At 43.2% G+C, this 17199-nt stretch carries 11 protein-coding genes and 1 other annotated feature; of the genes, 8 read left to right on the top strand and 3 right to left on the bottom strand.

Translation table 11 applies throughout. The features are described from left to right. Positions 1-2: 2 nt before the first annotated feature. The gene (locus tag DWX28_RS13910; protein ID WP_118253143.1) at positions 3-1091 is read right to left on the bottom strand and encodes a pyridoxal phosphate-dependent aminotransferase; all 1089 of its coding nucleotides are present in this window, start codon (positions 1089-1091) and stop codon (positions 3-5) included. 145 nt (positions 1092-1236) lie between these two features. Here DWX28_RS13910 and DWX28_RS13905 point away from each other — a divergent pair, with 145 nt between their 5' ends. The 3 genes from DWX28_RS13905 to DWX28_RS13895 are packed head-to-tail and all read left to right on the top strand — an operon-like array spanning position 1237 to position 2863. Next, the gene (locus DWX28_RS13905) at positions 1237-1488 is read left to right on the top strand and encodes a hypothetical protein (protein WP_022213421.1); all 252 of its coding nucleotides are present in this window, start codon (positions 1237-1239) and stop codon (positions 1486-1488) included. 20 nt (positions 1489-1508) lie between these two features. Continuing rightward, positions 1509-2060, top strand: a complete 552-nt coding sequence (locus DWX28_RS13900) for a GNAT family N-acetyltransferase (RefSeq protein WP_118253140.1) — start codon at positions 1509-1511, stop codon at positions 2058-2060. A gap of 26 nt (positions 2061-2086) precedes the next feature. Next, positions 2087-2863 (top strand): sulfite exporter TauE/SafE family protein, encoded by a 777-nt coding sequence (locus DWX28_RS13895; protein ID WP_118253138.1) that lies wholly within the window; start codon positions 2087-2089, stop codon positions 2861-2863. A 17-nt stretch (positions 2864-2880) separates the two neighbouring features. On the opposite strand, the gene DWX28_RS13890 is transcribed toward DWX28_RS13895, so the two are convergent. After that, positions 2881-4446 (bottom strand): CDP-glycerol glycerophosphotransferase family protein, encoded by a 1566-nt coding sequence (locus DWX28_RS13890; RefSeq protein WP_118253135.1) that lies wholly within the window; start codon positions 4444-4446, stop codon positions 2881-2883. A 182-nt stretch (positions 4447-4628) separates the two neighbouring features. Here DWX28_RS13890 and DWX28_RS13885 point away from each other — a divergent pair, with 182 nt between their 5' ends. Continuing rightward, a complete protein-coding gene (locus DWX28_RS13885; RefSeq protein WP_022213417.1) occupies positions 4629-5741 on the top strand; it encodes an acyltransferase family protein in 1113 nt (370 codons plus the stop codon). Positions 5742-5805: 64 nt separating this feature from the next. Here the strand turns inward: DWX28_RS13885 and DWX28_RS13880 are convergent, their stop codons facing one another. Further along, a complete protein-coding gene (locus DWX28_RS13880; RefSeq protein ID WP_022213416.1) occupies positions 5806-7896 on the bottom strand; it encodes a CDP-glycerol glycerophosphotransferase family protein in 2091 nt (696 codons plus the stop codon). A gap of 145 nt (positions 7897-8041) precedes the next feature. After that, positions 8042-8179: a sequence feature (ribosomal protein L10 leader region), on the top strand. Positions 8180-8211: 32 nt separating this feature from the next. Between DWX28_RS13880 and rplJ the strand changes: the two genes are divergently transcribed. The 4 genes from rplJ to rpoC all read left to right on the top strand — a co-directional run bounded on the left by rplJ (position 8212) and on the right by rpoC (position 16932). After that, positions 8212-8724, top strand: coding sequence for a 50S ribosomal protein L10 (gene rplJ / locus DWX28_RS13875; RefSeq protein ID WP_022213415.1), 513 nt, complete (start codon positions 8212-8214; stop codon positions 8722-8724). 42 nt (positions 8725-8766) lie between these two features. Continuing rightward, on the top strand, positions 8767-9141 hold the full coding sequence (gene rplL, locus DWX28_RS13870) for a 50S ribosomal protein L7/L12 (RefSeq protein WP_118253130.1): 375 nt from the start codon (positions 8767-8769) through the stop codon (positions 9139-9141). A gap of 202 nt (positions 9142-9343) precedes the next feature. Beyond that, positions 9344-13201 carry a DNA-directed RNA polymerase subunit beta gene (rpoB, locus tag DWX28_RS13865; RefSeq protein WP_118253127.1) on the top strand — a complete coding sequence of 1286 codons (3858 nt, stop codon included), beginning with the start codon at positions 9344-9346 and terminating at the stop codon, positions 13199-13201. A gap of 17 nt (positions 13202-13218) precedes the next feature. Next, complete coding sequence (gene rpoC / locus DWX28_RS13860; RefSeq protein WP_118253124.1) at positions 13219-16932, top strand: DNA-directed RNA polymerase subunit beta'; 3714 nt, start codon at positions 13219-13221, stop codon at positions 16930-16932. Positions 16933-17199 lie beyond the last annotated feature (267 nt).

Here is a 17199-nt window from a genome sequence, read left to right as displayed (position 1 = left end):
GATCACAGCTGCTTTAATACGTTAAGTAAACGTGTATTATCTTCTGGCATCATGATGCAGAAGCGGATGAATTCTCCGTCAAGGCACTGGAAAGAAGCACAGTCACGGATCATGAGCCCTTCTTTGATGCAGGCTTCGAAGGCATCGGAAGAAGTAAGTCCCGGTTTCTGGATCTTGAGCAGGATAAAGTTTGCATACGCAGGATAAACTTTGTATGTTGGGAGTTCTTTCAGTTCTTTGTAAAGTTTGTCCCTTTCAGAAAGAATCAGATTTCTGGTCTTCTGGATATACTCCTGATCTTTGAACATTAATTCTCCGGCATAGGCACCAAGACTGTTGAGGGACCATGGTGTCTGTTTCTCTCTCATTTTGGCGAGAAAATCCATATTTCCGGTGACACCGTAGCCAAGACGCATTCCCGGTGCGGCATAGAATTTGGAAACGCCACGCAGAACCATGAGATTCGTAAATTCCTGTGTAAGCGGAACTGCGGTGATCTCATTGATATCCGGTGCAAATTCTACATAAGTTTCATCGATCATCACGAAAATATTATGCTTAGCACAGAAAGCGATCAGTTTACGGAGTTCATTCTGGGTAATCGCAGAGGAAGTCGGGTTGTTAGGATTACAGAGAATAAGGAAATCGTAACCATTTTCGAGCGTCTTGCAGAGATCATCAATATCCAGGCAAAAATCCCGTTCTTCCTGAAGATGATAATATTCCTGTGTGCTTCCGGAGAAAGAAAGTTCACGGGAGTATTCGGAATAAGTTGGTCCCAGGATCAGGGTATGCTTCGGAGCTCTTTCCTGGATCAACAGAGAGATCAGCTCGCTGGATCCATTTCCCGGGAGGATAAAGTCAGCCGGAATATTGCAGTATTCAGAAATTGTATTTCGAAGAGAAGTATAATTTCGATCCGGATAGGAAGAAAAAAGGTCAATATTTGAAGCCAGTGCATCCCTGACTTTGGATGAGAGTCCAAGCGGATTGACATTGGCACCGAATTTTACGATATCTTCTTTATTTAAATGATAGTACTCACATATTTTTTCTATGTCACTTCCATGAAAAACTATCTTTGTAGTCATAGCTGTACACTTCCTCGTATTTTTTTAGTCTTTTACTATCATAAAGCATTCCGGATCTATCTGCAAGTAGATAAACTTGCTTTTCAGGCGTATTTTGCATATAATAGTAGTCAGTTTTGCAGATAAACAGTTGGGGGGAAGAGAAATGCGATTACAAAAAGTACAGGATGCATTGGAAAAAAAGAATATCAAATATGAATACACAGAAGAAGACGGATGCGGAAGCCTTGATTTTATGTTCCGCGGCCTGAAATTCCATGTGTGGGAATATCATGATGGAGTCTGGGGAGCAGAGACCAATATTTATGAGGCTGGAAGAAGCCAGGATATTGAAGGAGATTATGAAGCGGAGATTTCAGCGGAGATCCTTTCCTGGCCGGATATGATCAGCAATTAACAGACAGGAGTCGGAAAACTATGAAACTAATAAATATCGCAGATGAGGGAGCGGGATACAAAGCACAGCTTTATGAATTGTATGACAATGCATTTCCGGAGCAGGAAAAAAAGCCGCTGCATGTAATGGAGCAGCTTGTCAATGACGGCAAAATGGAAATGCTTGCGATGGTGGATGAAGATGAGTTTGTAGGACTTGCCATCAATATGATCAGCGGGGATCGTGTGCTTCTGGATTACTATGCGATAGCACCGGAGAAGCGGAGCTGTGGCTATGGAAGTAAGGGGCTGGAAGTCCTTCTTGCGCATTTTGAGAACCAGAAATATATCTTTGAGATCGAGACACAGGATGAGAAAGCGGAAAATGCAGAGGATCGTAGACGGAGAAAAGCTTTTTACCTGAGAAATGGTCTGAAAGAGACCGGGCTGTCTGCGAATGTATATCATACAGATTTTGAAATCCTCACACCGGATGGGGAACTGTCTTTTCAGGAGTATGTGGATTTTCTGAGAGAAGTTCTGGATGAAGAGTATGTGCAGATGCTGCGTCCTACTCTGATTTCTGAGAGATAAAATAAACAAGGAACAAGGGGAGAGTTATGGGAGAACACATTGTTTTAGTCTATCTGGTTGTATGCTTTTTTGTATTTCTGGCAGGTTTTGTGGATTCGATCGCAGGCGGAGGCGGGCTGATTTCACTTCCGGCCTATATGATCGTAGGTCTGCCGGCGCATACAGCGATCGCAACAAATAAGATCAGCAGCAGTATGGGAACAGCAGTATCATCTTTTTATTATCTGCGTCAGGGATTTATGAAATGGAAGATCTGTGCACCATCCATTGTAGCGGCCTTTATAGGATCTGCACTTGGGGCAAGGATCACACTGATGATTGATGAGAAAGTACTGAAGATCGCCATGCTGATCGTGCTGCCGATCATTCTTTTTTATGTGCTTCGAAGCAAAGCACTACAGGAAAATCCAGATTACGAAGTGGTAGATAAAGTAACTCCGAATCTGATCATGAAATGTATCGTTATCGCATTTGCAGTTGGAATTTATGACGGAATCTATGGACCGGGAACAGGCACATTCCTGATGCTGCTTTTTACAGCTTTTTGTCATCTTTCTCTGCATGATGCGGCAGGGACAACAAAAGCGATCAACCTGACTACAAACATTTCGGCACTTGCAGTATTTCTGTTCAACGGGGCTGCGTATATTCCGCTGGGACTTGCAGCAGGGTGCTGTAATATGATAGGAAATTATCTGGGAAGCCATTGCTTTACAAGTAATGGAAGCAAGATCGTTAAGCCGATCATCGTGGTTGTGATCGTGATCTTTTTCATAAAAGTATTAACAGAATTGATAGGATAAGAAGAAAGACCGGGGCGTTAATAGCCCTGGTCTTTTATAAATTCATAAGTTCGTCTGCGATTGTTGTGGTCGTGATAAGCGAGATATTTCTTTCGCATTTCTGCGTATGCAGTCTTTTCTTTAAAACCATTTTCATAGTATTCGTGAATCTTCGGAAGCAGTTCCTCTCTGGTAAGGCAGCGTTCGCCGAAGAGATCTTTTTCCATGTCGATATAGCTTCCATTTGTTTCATTGTATTTGTCCAGATCAAACTGATAAAAAAGTATCGGTTTGCCAAGATAATAAACATCCCACGATACACTGGAATAATCGGTGATCAGCATGGAACATTTCATAATAAGTTGGTTCAGCGGAACACTGCCAAATGGGATCAGCCTTATCAGCGGATCATCTGCATGAAAAGCAGAGATGTACTCCCGGAGTTTCGGATGGATATAAAAGATCAGTTCGGTATGCGTCTGATGCAGAAATTCCCGGAGTTTCGGATCATTCAGAAGGGCAGCATATTCTCTGTAATAACTGCTCTGCCGGAAGGTTTCATCACTCTGGTCTTCCAGCCAGCTTCGCCATGTTGGCATAACAAGGATGGAAGGATGCGAAAGATCTGATCTGTCTTTCAGAACATCCCAGCGGCTGAGACCGGTCACAGGGATCTGTTCTGGTCTGTATCCGAAGTCCTGCTCGATGATCGCTTTTTCCATTTCGGAAGAAGCTGTGAAATAAGTCATGGAACTTGTGCCGCTGGCTCCAAAAAGATTCTCTACCCGCTTCAATGCCAGAACACCGTGCTGGAGAAAATAAATATCATGTTTGTTGATCTCCCGGGAGATAAGGTTTGGCATCGGTTTCCACGCAAAGGCATGAAGCCGGCTGTCAGAAGCAATATACAGCCGGGCTGTCATGAGGTACAGAAGATGGCAGAAACTCAGGAATGGAATGACATTGGAACGATACTTCCGTGTGGCCTTCCATTGTGGGGAAGATTTGTCCAATATAAAGAAAATGTTTTTCTTTTCTTCTGCTGGAAGATGTTTCATACAATACTGGAAAAAATAAAAACCATTGTCCTGAGCAGAAATACAGTATTTTTCATAGATCAGCCAGATATGCCGTTTCTTAAAGAGTGGGTTCATCAGTTTGCCAAGACCAAAAGCGGCGAGTTCTTTAAAATGAAAAAGAGGACTGTCGTATGACCGCAGTGGACGGCTCCGCAGGATAAAACGATGCCCGGTACTCCCCATCGGGAAAAACAGACATGTGTCTTTTTTTACAGAGTAGCTGCCGAGAATAAGCTGCATGCGAAGACGGCTGCCAATAACAGGCATCCAGGAGTCTGGACAGTCGTCTGAATACAGCCGCAGGTTCCAGTCGTTTTCACCAGGTTCCAGAACAGAGACATCGATCTGAAAGATCAGGTTCTGTGGATTTCTGGAAACACAGCGGAGCTGATGCCGGAAATTTTGTGAAGAATTCTGATAAAAAAGTTCTGCCTGAATCTTCATATCCGGTCTGGGGAGCTGTATTGTGAGATAAAGCTGTGATCTTTTTATTTTTATATGGGTTACATGTAATGAATGTTCCATGAAAAACTTCCTGTCCTTGTGATGTTTTTATTATAGTTACAGAAATTATACAGAACGGAGGAAAGATTTGCAATGGGTTTTGTCCGGTGGAATTGTGATATTCCTTTGATTGACAATCGATAAGAACCTGAGATAGAATGAAACAATACACAGTGATAACAAAAATTTATGAGGAAACGTAAATGGAGAGAAAATTTAAATTTACCAAAGCAGATACGGCTGCGGTGAAAGGAATTGCGATTATATTTTTGATTCTTTATCATGGCTTTTCAATAAAAAGCCGGCTGTATGGGTATCCGGTAAGCTTCTGGCCGCTGTCGGAGGCAAAGGCAATGGCAGTCTGCCGTGTGATGGTTCAGTGCGTTGGAATTTTTGCATTCCTGTCAGTGTATGGTCTTACTCTGTCGATGAAAGCCCAGTATCATGAATATGAGTTTACAGGACATGAGGCAACATTGTTTGTTCTGAAACGGTATGTGAAACTTGTGCTTTCTTTTACCCTGCCATTTCTGTTCTGCATGGGGGTAACTTACCTGACACATACATCCCGCTACAGTGATGGATTTCCGATTAATCTGATCAATGCCGGAATGGATTTCCTCGGGTTGGGACATCTCTTTGGGACGCAGATGCAGATCAATACCTGGTGGTATTTGAGCCTTGAGATTCTGCTGATCTTTTTTATGCCTTTTCTGGTCAGATTTTATAAGCGGTACGGGTGGCTGATGGTCTTCATGTTCCTGCTCATCGGAAGCTTTATGCTGGAAAAGCATGTGCATCTTACAAAGTATTTACTTGTAGCTCCGCTGGCAGTCTGCTTTGCAGATCAGAATGTTTTGGAAAGGCTCAGAGAATTTCATATTGTAAAAAACGCAGTATTAAATAAACTGCTGAAATTTATTTTGAGCACAGGTGCATTGTATGTCCTCTGCAAAATGTTTAATACGCAGTGGGGAATTGATCATTTTGAATTTGCACTCAACGGTGTGATTCCGGTGCTGATCGTTTACTGGTCTTATGAGTTTGTGATCGGAATTCCGGGGATTCGCCAGATTCTGCAGTTTATAGGAAAACATTCTGCAAATATTTTTTATATCCATACATTTATAAGAGCAGTATGGCTGAGAGATCCTACCTATTCTCTTGGACATGCGGCAGTGATATGGCTGTTTATTCTGGTTGTGAGTCTCGCACTTTCTATTTTGCTTGGCGTTGTGCAGAAAATCATACGATTTGATAAATTTTCTGCATGGATCAGTAACAGCATCATAAGCTGGGCAGATCGTACTTTATAAAACAGATAAAAAACGCAGTACCGAATCTGAAATAAATCAGGTTCCGGTTACTGCGTTTGCTATTTTAATGGAATCTTTTTTTGATTTCCTCGCAGATATGTCTGCTGTGTTCGTGATCCTTAAACTGGAGATATTCTCCGCGCATTTTTTCGTATTCCGGTTTTAAGTGGAAGTCATTTTGTACGGTTTCTTCCAGATAGTCAAGAAGCTGTTCCTGAGTTGCTGCCCTGTCGCCAAAAAGTTCTGTTTCCATATCAATATAACTTCCATGTGCTTCGTTGTATTTCTCAATATCAAACTGATAAAACAGACTTGGTTTATCCTGATAAAGAATATCCCAACATACACTGGAATAATCCGTGATAAGCATACGGCAGCGCATCAGCATTTCATTTACGGCAACTTCACCAAAAGAGATCAGATGGATCCGTTTACTGATTGATTTGAAGGTATCTGCATATTCCTGAAATTTTGCATGCAGATAGAAGTTGACTTCAAGATCATATTTTTCCAGAATCTGATTCAGACGTTCAGAATTCAGGAGCCCCATATAATGGCGGAAATAATCACTTTCTTCGAAATCTTTATCCGGTACGGAATCCAGCCAGTTTCTCCAGGTTGGCATGATCAGAATTTCACGTTTGCCCTGGGATTTATCTTTGAGTACATCCCATCGTGGAAGTCCGGTGTTGATGACTTCGTCAGGTTCATATTCAAAATTCTCAACAATTGTCTGTTTTTCCTTGTTGGTGGATACGACGAAGAGATCGCAGCCACCCTTTTTGCCTTTGCCGTAGAAGTTATCAACACGTTTCAGAGCGATAACTCCATGCTGGAGGAAGACAAAAGGAATTTTTTTGATATAACGGTTAAAAATACTGTGGCGGGACTGCATGGCATAGGTATGGTATCTGGAATCGGAGCTGACGATAAGATCTGCCGCGAGCAGATAAACCATGTGCCGGATGGACATAAAATCCAGAATCCGATTCTTATAAGGTTCCACTTTGGAACGGTCCGGAGAATCCTTATCTATGATATAGTAGATTTTTTTATTAAGGAAAGCTTCCTCGTCCTGTTCCATGCAGTGTTTGAAAAAGTAATAACCATTGTCCTGTGCCATGGAAGAAAATTTCTCGCATACCAGGCAGATGTGCTTCCGTTTCCAGTAAGGTCTGGCGACACGATAAAGGAAAACGGAGAGGAATTCCTTGAAGATGATATCCATGCCGTCATATTTTTCTCTCTGACGGTTTACAAATGCGAGAGTCTGTTTACTTGTATAATATGGATAAAAGTAAAAATTTTCGTCTGTCTTGTAGGCAACATTGGAAAGGAATTTTTGCTGCATTCGCTGCAGAGCGGTCATAAAAATCGGAATTCTGGAAACATCTCCGGTATCTGCATTTCGAACCAGAACAAAAATATCCCAGTACAGGCTCTTCCATTCAATAGAGCGAAGGTTCAGGGAAACGGTTATTCGCTGAAGATTTCCGTTGGATTTTATGCTTTTGGTGGTGAAATCATAAGTTACGGCATCTTCGGCAAGCTTGCTTCGGAAAAAAAGTCCGGTTTTTATATATTTGTGCCTGCTTTTTTCAAGGTCGAAAGATATCCGGAGAACTCCATGGCTCATCTTAAGACTGTGGTAGGCACAGGTCAGAAGATTTTCCATAAAATATGTCCGGCTGCATAAATCTATAATAAGAAGATTATCTAATCTGGCAGTAAATATACCGATATATTCTGCAGGCTCAGAAGAAGTATCTTCCGGGAAATAAATATCTTTGGCAAAAATGTGATATTTCTTATTAAAATTATTATCCGGACGGAGAGCATATAAGGTATGGCTGTTATCAGAAGCCACACAGCTTAAAGTGAGAATAAACTCCGAATGTCGTTTGAACTGGAAATATTCCTGAAAAGGCAGCAGGTCCAACTGGAATGTACAGAGATCAATCTGCGTAAAAGGAATGGAAATATCTTCTTTTGTCTTAGGATTCCGTGCAAGGAAACGATAAGAAGAAAAAGCTCCGGCAGAAAAGTCTGCGAATTTCAAAGTCACTTTCGTAGAGGAAAGAGCTGAAATATAAACAGAGAGGTTTCCGTTGATCCAGGAAAAGGATGAATCAGATGTATGTGATTTGATTTTCATAATTCCTCCAATATAATCTGTGGTTAAAGTTTTATAAGTAACATAATTATAACATAATATTAATAAAATTTAAACATTTTTCGACTGACAAAATATTTTGCTATTTTGCTAAAAAAATACTTGACATATAAAAAAGAATATGCTATTCTATCACAGAACGCTGCCGAAGACAGTAGGTGCCGTAAGGCATAAGGATCACAACGCCTACCGAGGACTTAGTATTCTATATGAGATTACATGAGACCTTACTGTCGTTATGCAGTAAGGCTTTTTTTATGACGCGGCGGTATAAATCTATAAGGAGGTGTACCATTTATGGCAAAAGTAGAACTGAAACAACCAATCGTAGAAGAAATCGCAAACAGCATTAAAGACGCACAGGCAGTAGTACTTGTTAACTACAGTGGTCTTACAGTTGAACAGGATACAATTCTGCGTAAAGAGTTAAGAGAAGCTGGTGTTCAGTACAAAGTTTACAAAAACACAATGATGAAACGTGCATTCGCAGGTACTGATTGTGAAGAACTTAGCCAGCATCTGGAAGGAACTAATGCTATTGCAATTTCTGCAACAGATGCTACAGCACCGGCAAGAATCCTTGCTAAATACGCAAAGCAGTTCCCAGCTCTTGAGCTGATCGCTGGTGTAGTTGAAGGAAACTACAACGATCAGGCTGGAATCCAGGCTCTGTCCCAGGTTCCGTCCAGAGAAGAACTTCTTGGAAAACTTCTTGGAAGCATCCAGTCTCCTATCACAAACTTCGCTCGTGTGCTTAATCAGATCGCTGAGGCACAGGGTGGCGCTGATACAGAGGCAGCAGCAGAATAATCCTAAAATAATAATAAAATATAATAAATGGAGGAAATTAAAATGGCAAAATTAACAACAGAAGAATTTATTGCAGCAATCAAAGAATTATCTGTATTAGAATTAAATGATCTCGTAAAAGCTTGCGAAGAAGAGTTCGGTGTATCCGCAGCAGCAGGTGTTGTAGTTGCAGCAGCTGGAGCAGGCGCTGAAGCAGCAGAAGAGAAAGATGAGTTCGACGTAGAACTTACAGAAGTTGGACCGAACAAAGTTAAAGTTATCAAAGTTGTTCGTGAAGTTACCGGTCTTGGACTGAAAGAAGCTAAAGCAGTAGTTGACGGTGCTCCGAAGGTTGTTAAAGAAGGCGCATCCAAAGCTGAAGCTGAAGACATCAAAACAAAACTTGAAGCAGAAGGCGCTAAGATCACTCTTAAATAATTCTGTTAAAGAAATAAGTGATGCGGGGACACCTGATGGTGTCCCTAAATTTTTGTGTAAAAAATTAAAAAAGTTGTTGACAGCTTGATTTTGCTATGCTATAGTGAAGAATGCTATATTATGGCAAGATATGCCTGTTTATCTCAAACCGTAAACAGGGTCGTGTTGTAAAATAAATAAAAAAAACAGGGGTGAAACGTCAATGGAAAAAAACAGAATTCGTTCTGTAAAAACTGGAAAAAGCATGCGCATGAGCTACCAGAGACAAAAAGAAGTTCTGGAAATGCCGAATTTGATTGAAGTCCAGAAAGATTCCTATAAGTGGTTTCTCGATGAGGGCCTCAAAGAAGTGTTTGATGATATTTCTCCGATCGCGGATTATGGCGGAAAGTTCAGCCTGGAATTCATCGATTTCACGTATGACGCAAAAGATGCAAAATATAACATTGAGCAGTGCAAAGAACGTGATGTAACTTACGCGGCACCTTTGAAGGTTCGCGTGCGACTGATAAATAAAGAAACAGAGGAAATCAACGAACACGAGATCTTTATGGGAGATCTTCCGTTAATGACAGAAACAGGTACTTTTGTTATTAATGGTGCAGAGCGTGTTATTGTCAGCCAGCTGGTGCGTTCCCCTGGTATTTATTATGCAATTGCACATGATAAAATTGGTAAGAGATTATTTTCCAGCACCGTCATCCCGAACAGAGGAGCATGGCTGGAATACGAAACTGATTCCAACGATATCTTCTATGTACGTGTGGACAGAACCCGTAAGGTTCCGATCACTGTGCTGATTCGTGCCCTTGGTGTCGGCACCAATGCAGAAATTGTTGACTTATTTGGTGAAGAGCCGAAGATCCTCGCAAGTTTTGGCAAGGATACTTCTACAAACTACCAGGAAGGTCTTCTGGAACTTTACAAGAAGATCCGTCCAGGTGAGCCGCTGGCAGTAGAGAGCGCAGAGAGCCTTATCATGGCAATGTTCTTCGACCCGAGAAGATATGATCTTGCCAAGGTCGGACGTTATAAATTTAATAAGAAACTTCATTTCAATAAACGTATCGCAGGCCACAAGCTGGCAGAAGCTGTTGTAGATCCATCTACAGGAGAGATTCTGGCAGAGGAAGGTACTAACGTTACAATTGAACTTGCAGATCAGATCCAGAACGCTGCTGTTCCATATGTATGGATCCAGGGCGAGGAGCGCAAGATCAAAGTCCTTTCCAATATGATGGTAGATCTTACATCATATGTAGATCTTGACTGCAATCCAAAGGAACTGGGTGTTACAGAATTAGTATATTACCCTGTCCTTGAGAAAATTCTGGAAGAAAATGATAACCTTGAGGATATCAAGGCTGCAATCGTCAGAGATATCCATGATCTTATTCCGAAGCATATCACAAAAGAAGACATTTTTGCTTCTATCAACTACAATATGCATCTGGAATATGGCATTGGTAATGACGATGATATCGACCATCTGGGTAACCGTCGTATCCGTTCTGTTGGAGAACTTCTTCAGAACCAGTACCGCATTGGTCTCTCCAGACTGGAAAGAGTTGTACGTGAGCGTATGACAACTCAGGACACAGAGAGCGTTTCTCCGCAGTCCCTGATCAATATCAAACCTGTAACAGCAGCAGTTAAGGAGTTCTTTGGTTCTTCACAGCTGTCACAGTTCATGGATCAGAACAACCCTCTTGGTGAGCTGACTCATAAGAGACGTCTTTCCGCACTGGGACCTGGCGGTCTGTCACGAGACAGAGCCGGATTCGAGGTTCGAGATGTCCACTACTCTCACTATGGACGTATGTGCCCGATCGAGACTCCTGAGGGTCCTAACATCGGTCTGATCAACTCTCTTGCATCCTATGCAAAAATCAATGAGTATGGTTTCATTGAGGCACCATACCGCAGAATTGACAAGTCTGATCCGGCTAACCCAGTCGTAACAGATGAAGTTGTTTATATGACAGCAGATGAGGAAGATAATTACCATGTAGCACAGGCGAATGAACCTCTCGATGAAGAAGGTCATTTCATGCACAAGAACGTATCCGGTCGTTTCCGTGAAGAGACACAGGAATACGAGAAACACATGTTTGACTACATGGACGTATCTCCTAAGATGGTATTCTCTGTCGCTACTGCACTGATCCCGTTCCTGCAGAACGACGATGCTAACCGTGCGCTGATGGGATCAAACATGCAGCGTCAGGCCGTTCCGCTTCTTACAACAGAAGCTCCTGTTGTTGGAACTGGTATGGAGACCAAGACTGCTGTTGACTCCGGTGTTTGTGTTGTAGCCAAGAAGTCCGGTACTGTTCTTCGTTCTACTTCTACAGATATCAGCATCAAGAATGATGATGGAACAAAAGATGATTATCATCTTACCAAATTCCTTCGTAGTAACCAGAGTAACTGCTATAACCAGAAACCGATCGTGTTCCAGGGCGAGCATGTAGAGGCTGGACAGGTTATCGCTGATGGTCCGTCTACCGCAAACGGCGAGCTGGCTCTTGGTAAGAACCCGCTGATCGGATTCATGACCTGGGAAGGTTACAACTACGAGGATGCCGTTCTGTTAAGCGAAAGACTTGTACAGAACGATGTATATACTTCTATTCATATGGAGGAATATGAAGCAGAAGCCCGTGATACCAAACTTGGACCGGAAGAGATCACAAGAGATGTTCCGGGTGTTGGCGATGATGCACTCAAGGATCTGGATGAGCGTGGTATCATCCGTATCGGTGCAGAGGTTCGTGCCGGTGATATCCTCGTTGGTAAAGTTACTCCTAAGGGAGAGACAGAACTGACAGCAGAAGAGCGTCTTCTTCGTGCAATCTTTGGTGAGAAAGCAAGAGAAGTTCGTGATACTTCCCTTAAGGTTCCTCACGGAGAATATGGTATTGTTGTAGATGCCAAAGTATTTACAAGAGAGAACGGCGATGAGCTGTCTCCTGGAGTAAATCAGTCTGTTCGTATTTATATCGCTCAGAAACGTAAGATTTCTGTTGGCGATAAGATGGCTGGTCGTCATGGTAACAAGGGTGTCGTTTCCCGTGTACTTCCAGTTGAAGATATGCCATTCCTTCCAAATGGCCGTCCGCTTGACATCGTGCTGAACCCTCTGGGTGTACCTTCCCGTATGAATATCGGACAGGTCCTGGAGATCCACTTAAGTCTTGCAGCCAAGGCACTTGGATTCAATGTTTCCACACCTGTATTCGATGGTGCGAGCGAGGTTGATATCCAGGATACACTGGAACTGGCAAATGATTATGTAAATATTGAAGATTTTGAAGAATTCCGTGCAAAATATCAGGATGTACTTGCTCCTGACGTTATGGAATATCTTGATGAGCACAAAGACCACAGAGAACTGTGGAAAGGTGTTCCGATTTCCAGAGATGGTAAAGTTCAGCTTCGTGACGGACGTACCGGTGAGTACTTCGATGGACGTGTAACTATCGGTCACATGCATTACCTGAAACTGCATCATCTGGTAGATGATAAGATCCATGCACGTTCAACTGGTCCATACTCCCTCGTAACACAGCAGCCTCTGGGTGGTAAAGCTCAGTTCGGTGGACAGCGTTTCGGAGAGATGGAGGTTTGGGCTCTGGAGGCATATGGTGCTTCCTACACACTGCAGGAGATCCTGACAGTGAAGTCCGACGATGTTGTAGGACGTGTTAAGACCTATGAAGCGATCATCAAGGGTGACAATATCCCTGAGCCGGGTATTCCGGAATCCTTCAAGGTACTTCTCAAAGAACTTCAGTCTCTGGGTCTTGATGTCAAAGTACTCAAAGATGACAATACAGAAGTACACCTTCTGGAAACAGTAGATTATGGTGATACAGATCTTCGTTCCGTAATCGAAGGTGACAGCAGACATCACAGAGAAGAAGAGTCCTTCGGCAAACATGGTTATACCAAACAGGAATTTGAAGGCGAAGAACTCGTAGATGTAGAAGAAGAGGATGAGGGCGAAGAGGATTTCCTGGACTTCGACGATTCCTATGATGATGATGACGACAAGTAAGAAAGGGGAAAGAATACATGGCAGAATCAACAACTACCAATGAAACATATCAGCCAATGACTTTCGATGCCATCAAGATTGGACTGGCGTCCCCTGAGAAGATCAGAGAATGGTCCAGAGGTGAGGTAACAAAACCGGAGACCATCAACTATCGTACTCTGAAACCAGAGAAGGACGGTCTTTTCTGTGAAAGAATTTTCGGACCAAGCAAGGACTGGGAGTGCCACTGCGGTAAATACAAAAAAATCCGCTATAAAGGTGTTGTCTGCGACCGATGCGGCGTAGAAGTAACCAAATCTTCTGTACGAAGAGAGCGTATGGGACATATCGAGCTTGCAGCTCCGGTATCCCATATCTGGTACTTCAAGGGAATCCCATCCCGTATGGGACTTATCCTTGACCTGTCTCCGAGAACATTGGAAAAAGTTTTATACTTTGCAAACTATATTGTACTGGATCCGGCTGACTCCGGACTTCAGTACAAACAGGTTCTCACTGAGAAAGAATATCAGGATGCCCGTGAAGCATACGGATACAATTTCCGTGTTGGAATGGGTGCAGAATCTATTATGGAACTTCTCAAAGCGATCGATCTTGAGAAAGATGCTGAGGAACTCAAGACAGAACTGGTAGATGCAACTGGACAGAAACGTGCCAGAATCATCAAGAGACTGGAAGTTGTAGAATCTTTCCGTGAATCCGGAAACCGTCCGGAGTGGATGATCATGACTGCAATCCCGGTTATCCCGCCAGATCTTCGTCCTATGGTACAGCTCGATGGTGGACGTTTTGCAACATCTGACCTGAATGATCTGTACAGAAGAATCATCAACCGTAACAACCGTCTGAAACGTCTTCTGGAACTGGGAGCACCGGATATCATTGTTCGTAATGAGAAACGTATGCTTCAGGAAGCAGTAGACGCGCTGATCGACAATGGTCGTCGTGGCCGTCCGGTAACAGGACCTGGAAACAGAGCTCTCAAATCCCTTTCTGACATGCTGAAAGGTAAATCCGGACGTTTCCGTCAGAACCTTCTTGGTAAACGAGTTGACTATTCCGGACGTTCTGTTATCGTCGTTGGGCCTGAACTGAAGATCTATCAGTGTGGTCTTCCGAAAGAAATGGCAATCGAGCTTTTCAAACCTTTCGTTATGAAAGAGCTTGTTGCAAACGGAACTTCCCACAACATCAAGAATGCCAAGAAAATGGTAGAGAAACTTCAGCCGGAAGTATGGGATGTACTGGAAGATGTTATCAAAGAACATCCTGTTATGCTGAACCGTGCACCTACACTGCATCGTCTGGGTATCCAGGCATTTGAGCCGATCCTTGTAGAAGGTAAAGCTATCAAACTTCATCCGCTCGTTTGTACCGCGTTCAACGCCGACTTCGATGGTGACCAGATGGCTGTTCATCTTCCGCTTTCCCAGGAAGCTCAGGCAGAGTGCCGTTTCCTTCTGCTTTCACCAAACAACCTTCTGAAACCTTCAGATGGTGGTCCGGTAGCCGTTCCTTCACAGGATATGGTCCTTGGTATCTACTATCTGACACAGGAGAGACCAGGAAATCCGGGCGAAGGCAAATACTTCAAGAGCGTAAACGAAGCAATCCTTGCTTACGAAAATAAAGTTATCACATTACAGTCCAGAATCCATGTACGCTGCACAAGAAAACTGGCAGATGGAAGAGAGCTGACAGGAACTGTAGAGTCCACACTTGGACGTTTCCTGTTCAACGAAATTCTTCCGCAGGACCTTGGATATGTAGACAGAAGCATTCCGGGTAATGAACTTCTTCTTGAGGTTGATTTCCTGGTAGGTAAGAAACAGCTGAAACAGATCCTTGAGAAAGTCATCAACACTCACGGAGCTACCAAGACCGCAGAGGTTCTCGACTCCATCAAGGCTATGGGTTACAAATATTCTACCCGTGCAGCTATGACAGTATCCATTTCTGATATGACTGTGCCGCCTCAGAAACCTGAGATGATCCAGAACGCACAGAATATCGTTGACAAGATCACAAAGAACTACAAACGTGGTCTTATTACAGAAGAAGAGCGTTACAAAGAAGTTGTTGAGACATGGAAGAAGACTGACGATGAGCTTACCAAAGCCCTTCTGAACGGTCTTGATAAATACAACAACATCTTCATGATGGCTGACTCCGGTGCCCGTGGTTCCGATAAGCAGATCAAACAGCTTGCCGGTATGCGTGGTCTGATGGCCGATACAACTGGTCACACTATCGAGCTTCCTATCAAGTCAAACTTCCGTGAAGGTCTTGAAGTACTGGAATACTTCATGTCCGCGCATGGAGCTCGTAAAGGTATGTCCGATACCGCTCTTCGTACAGCCGACTCTGGTTACCTGACCAGACGAATGGTTGACGTATCTCAGGAACTTATCGTTCGTGAAACAGACTGCTGTGAAAACAGACCGGAGATCTCTGGTATGTATGTCAAAGGCTTCATGGATGGCAAGGAAGAGATCGAGAACCTTCAGGAACGTATCACAGGACGTTTCTCCTGCGAGACCATCACAAACAAAGATGGTGAAGTTCTTGTTAAAGCAAACCATATGATCACACCAAGACGTGCAGCACGTATCATGAGTGAGGGTGTAAACGCTAACGGTGGTCCGATCGAAGAAGTTAAGATCCGTACGATCCTGACCTGTAAGTGCAAGGTTGGTGTCTGCGCTAAATGTTACGGTGCAAATATGGCAACTGGTGAAGCTGTTCAGGTTGGAGAATCTGTTGGTATCATCGCAGCACAGTCTATCGGTGAGCCTGGTACACAGCTTACCATGCGTACATTCCATAGTGGTGGTGTAGCCGGTGGAGATATCACACAGGGTCTTCCTCGAGTTGAGGAGCTTTTTGAGGCAAGAAAACCTAAGGGTCTTGCTATCATCACAGAAATCCCTGGTGTTGCAGTTATCAACGATACCAAGAAAAAACGTGAGATCATTGTTACCAATCCGGAAGACGGCGACTCCAAGACTTACCTGATCCCTTATGGATCCCGTATCAAGATCACAGACGGACAGGTACTTGAAGCTGGTGATGAGCTGACAGAAGGTAGTGTAAACCCACACGATATCTTGAGAATCAAGGGTGTTCGTGCTGTTCAGGATTACATGCTCCGTGAGGTTCAGCGAGTATACCGTCTCCAGGGTGTAGAAATCAGTGATAAGCATATCGAGGTTCTGGTCCGCCAGATGCTGAAGAAGATCCGTATCGAAGAAAACGGAGATACAGAATTCCTTCCGGGAACACTTGTTGATGTTCTTGAATTCGAAGAAGTTAACGAAAAACTTGAAAAAGAAGGCAAGACACCGGCAGAAGGAAAACAGGTTATGCTTGGTATTACCAAGGCCTCCCTGGCAACAGATTCCTTCCTGTCAGCAGCGTCCTTCCAGGAAACAACCAAAGTCCTGACAGAAGCTGCTATCAAGGGTAAAGTTGACCACCTGGTAGGTTTGAAAGAGAATGTTATCATTGGTAAGCTGATCCCGGCCGGAACTGGTCTGAAACGTTACAGAGACATTCAGCTTGATACAGGAATGCCGGAGGAAACACCTGTGGCAGAAGAAGAGCCTGTAGATGAACTTCCAGAGGATGATGAAATGCTGACAATGGAAGAAGAATCCGCAGAGGATGTTTCTGATGATGCAGAGGATGAGATCCTTCTGGACGATGAGGATATCGATACAACAGAAGAATAAATGAACTACAGAAGAAGTTCCAGATTTATGATCAAAGTAAATCTGGGGCTTCTTTTTTTCTTTTTGCAGGAAAAGTATAAAGATTGTGTGAAAAAAGATGGAAGAAAAGCGAAAACTACAGACAGACGCGGGTGGACATGCTATACTAAGAGCACTTCCTGATGGAAGTTTCAAAGATACAGAGTTTTAAAGACATAGAGTTACTTAGTGTTTTTTATATAGATATAGGATTTAGAATAAAATAGAAGTTATGTAACTGTGAGGCTA

This window comes from Blautia sp. AF19-10LB (genome assembly GCF_003461245.1).
GTDB classification, from domain to species: Bacteria; Bacillota; Clostridia; order Lachnospirales; family Lachnospiraceae; genus Blautia_A; species Blautia_A intestinihominis.
Note: the sequence above shows the minus strand (reverse complement) of the source record. Positions and strands in the feature narration are given on the sequence as shown.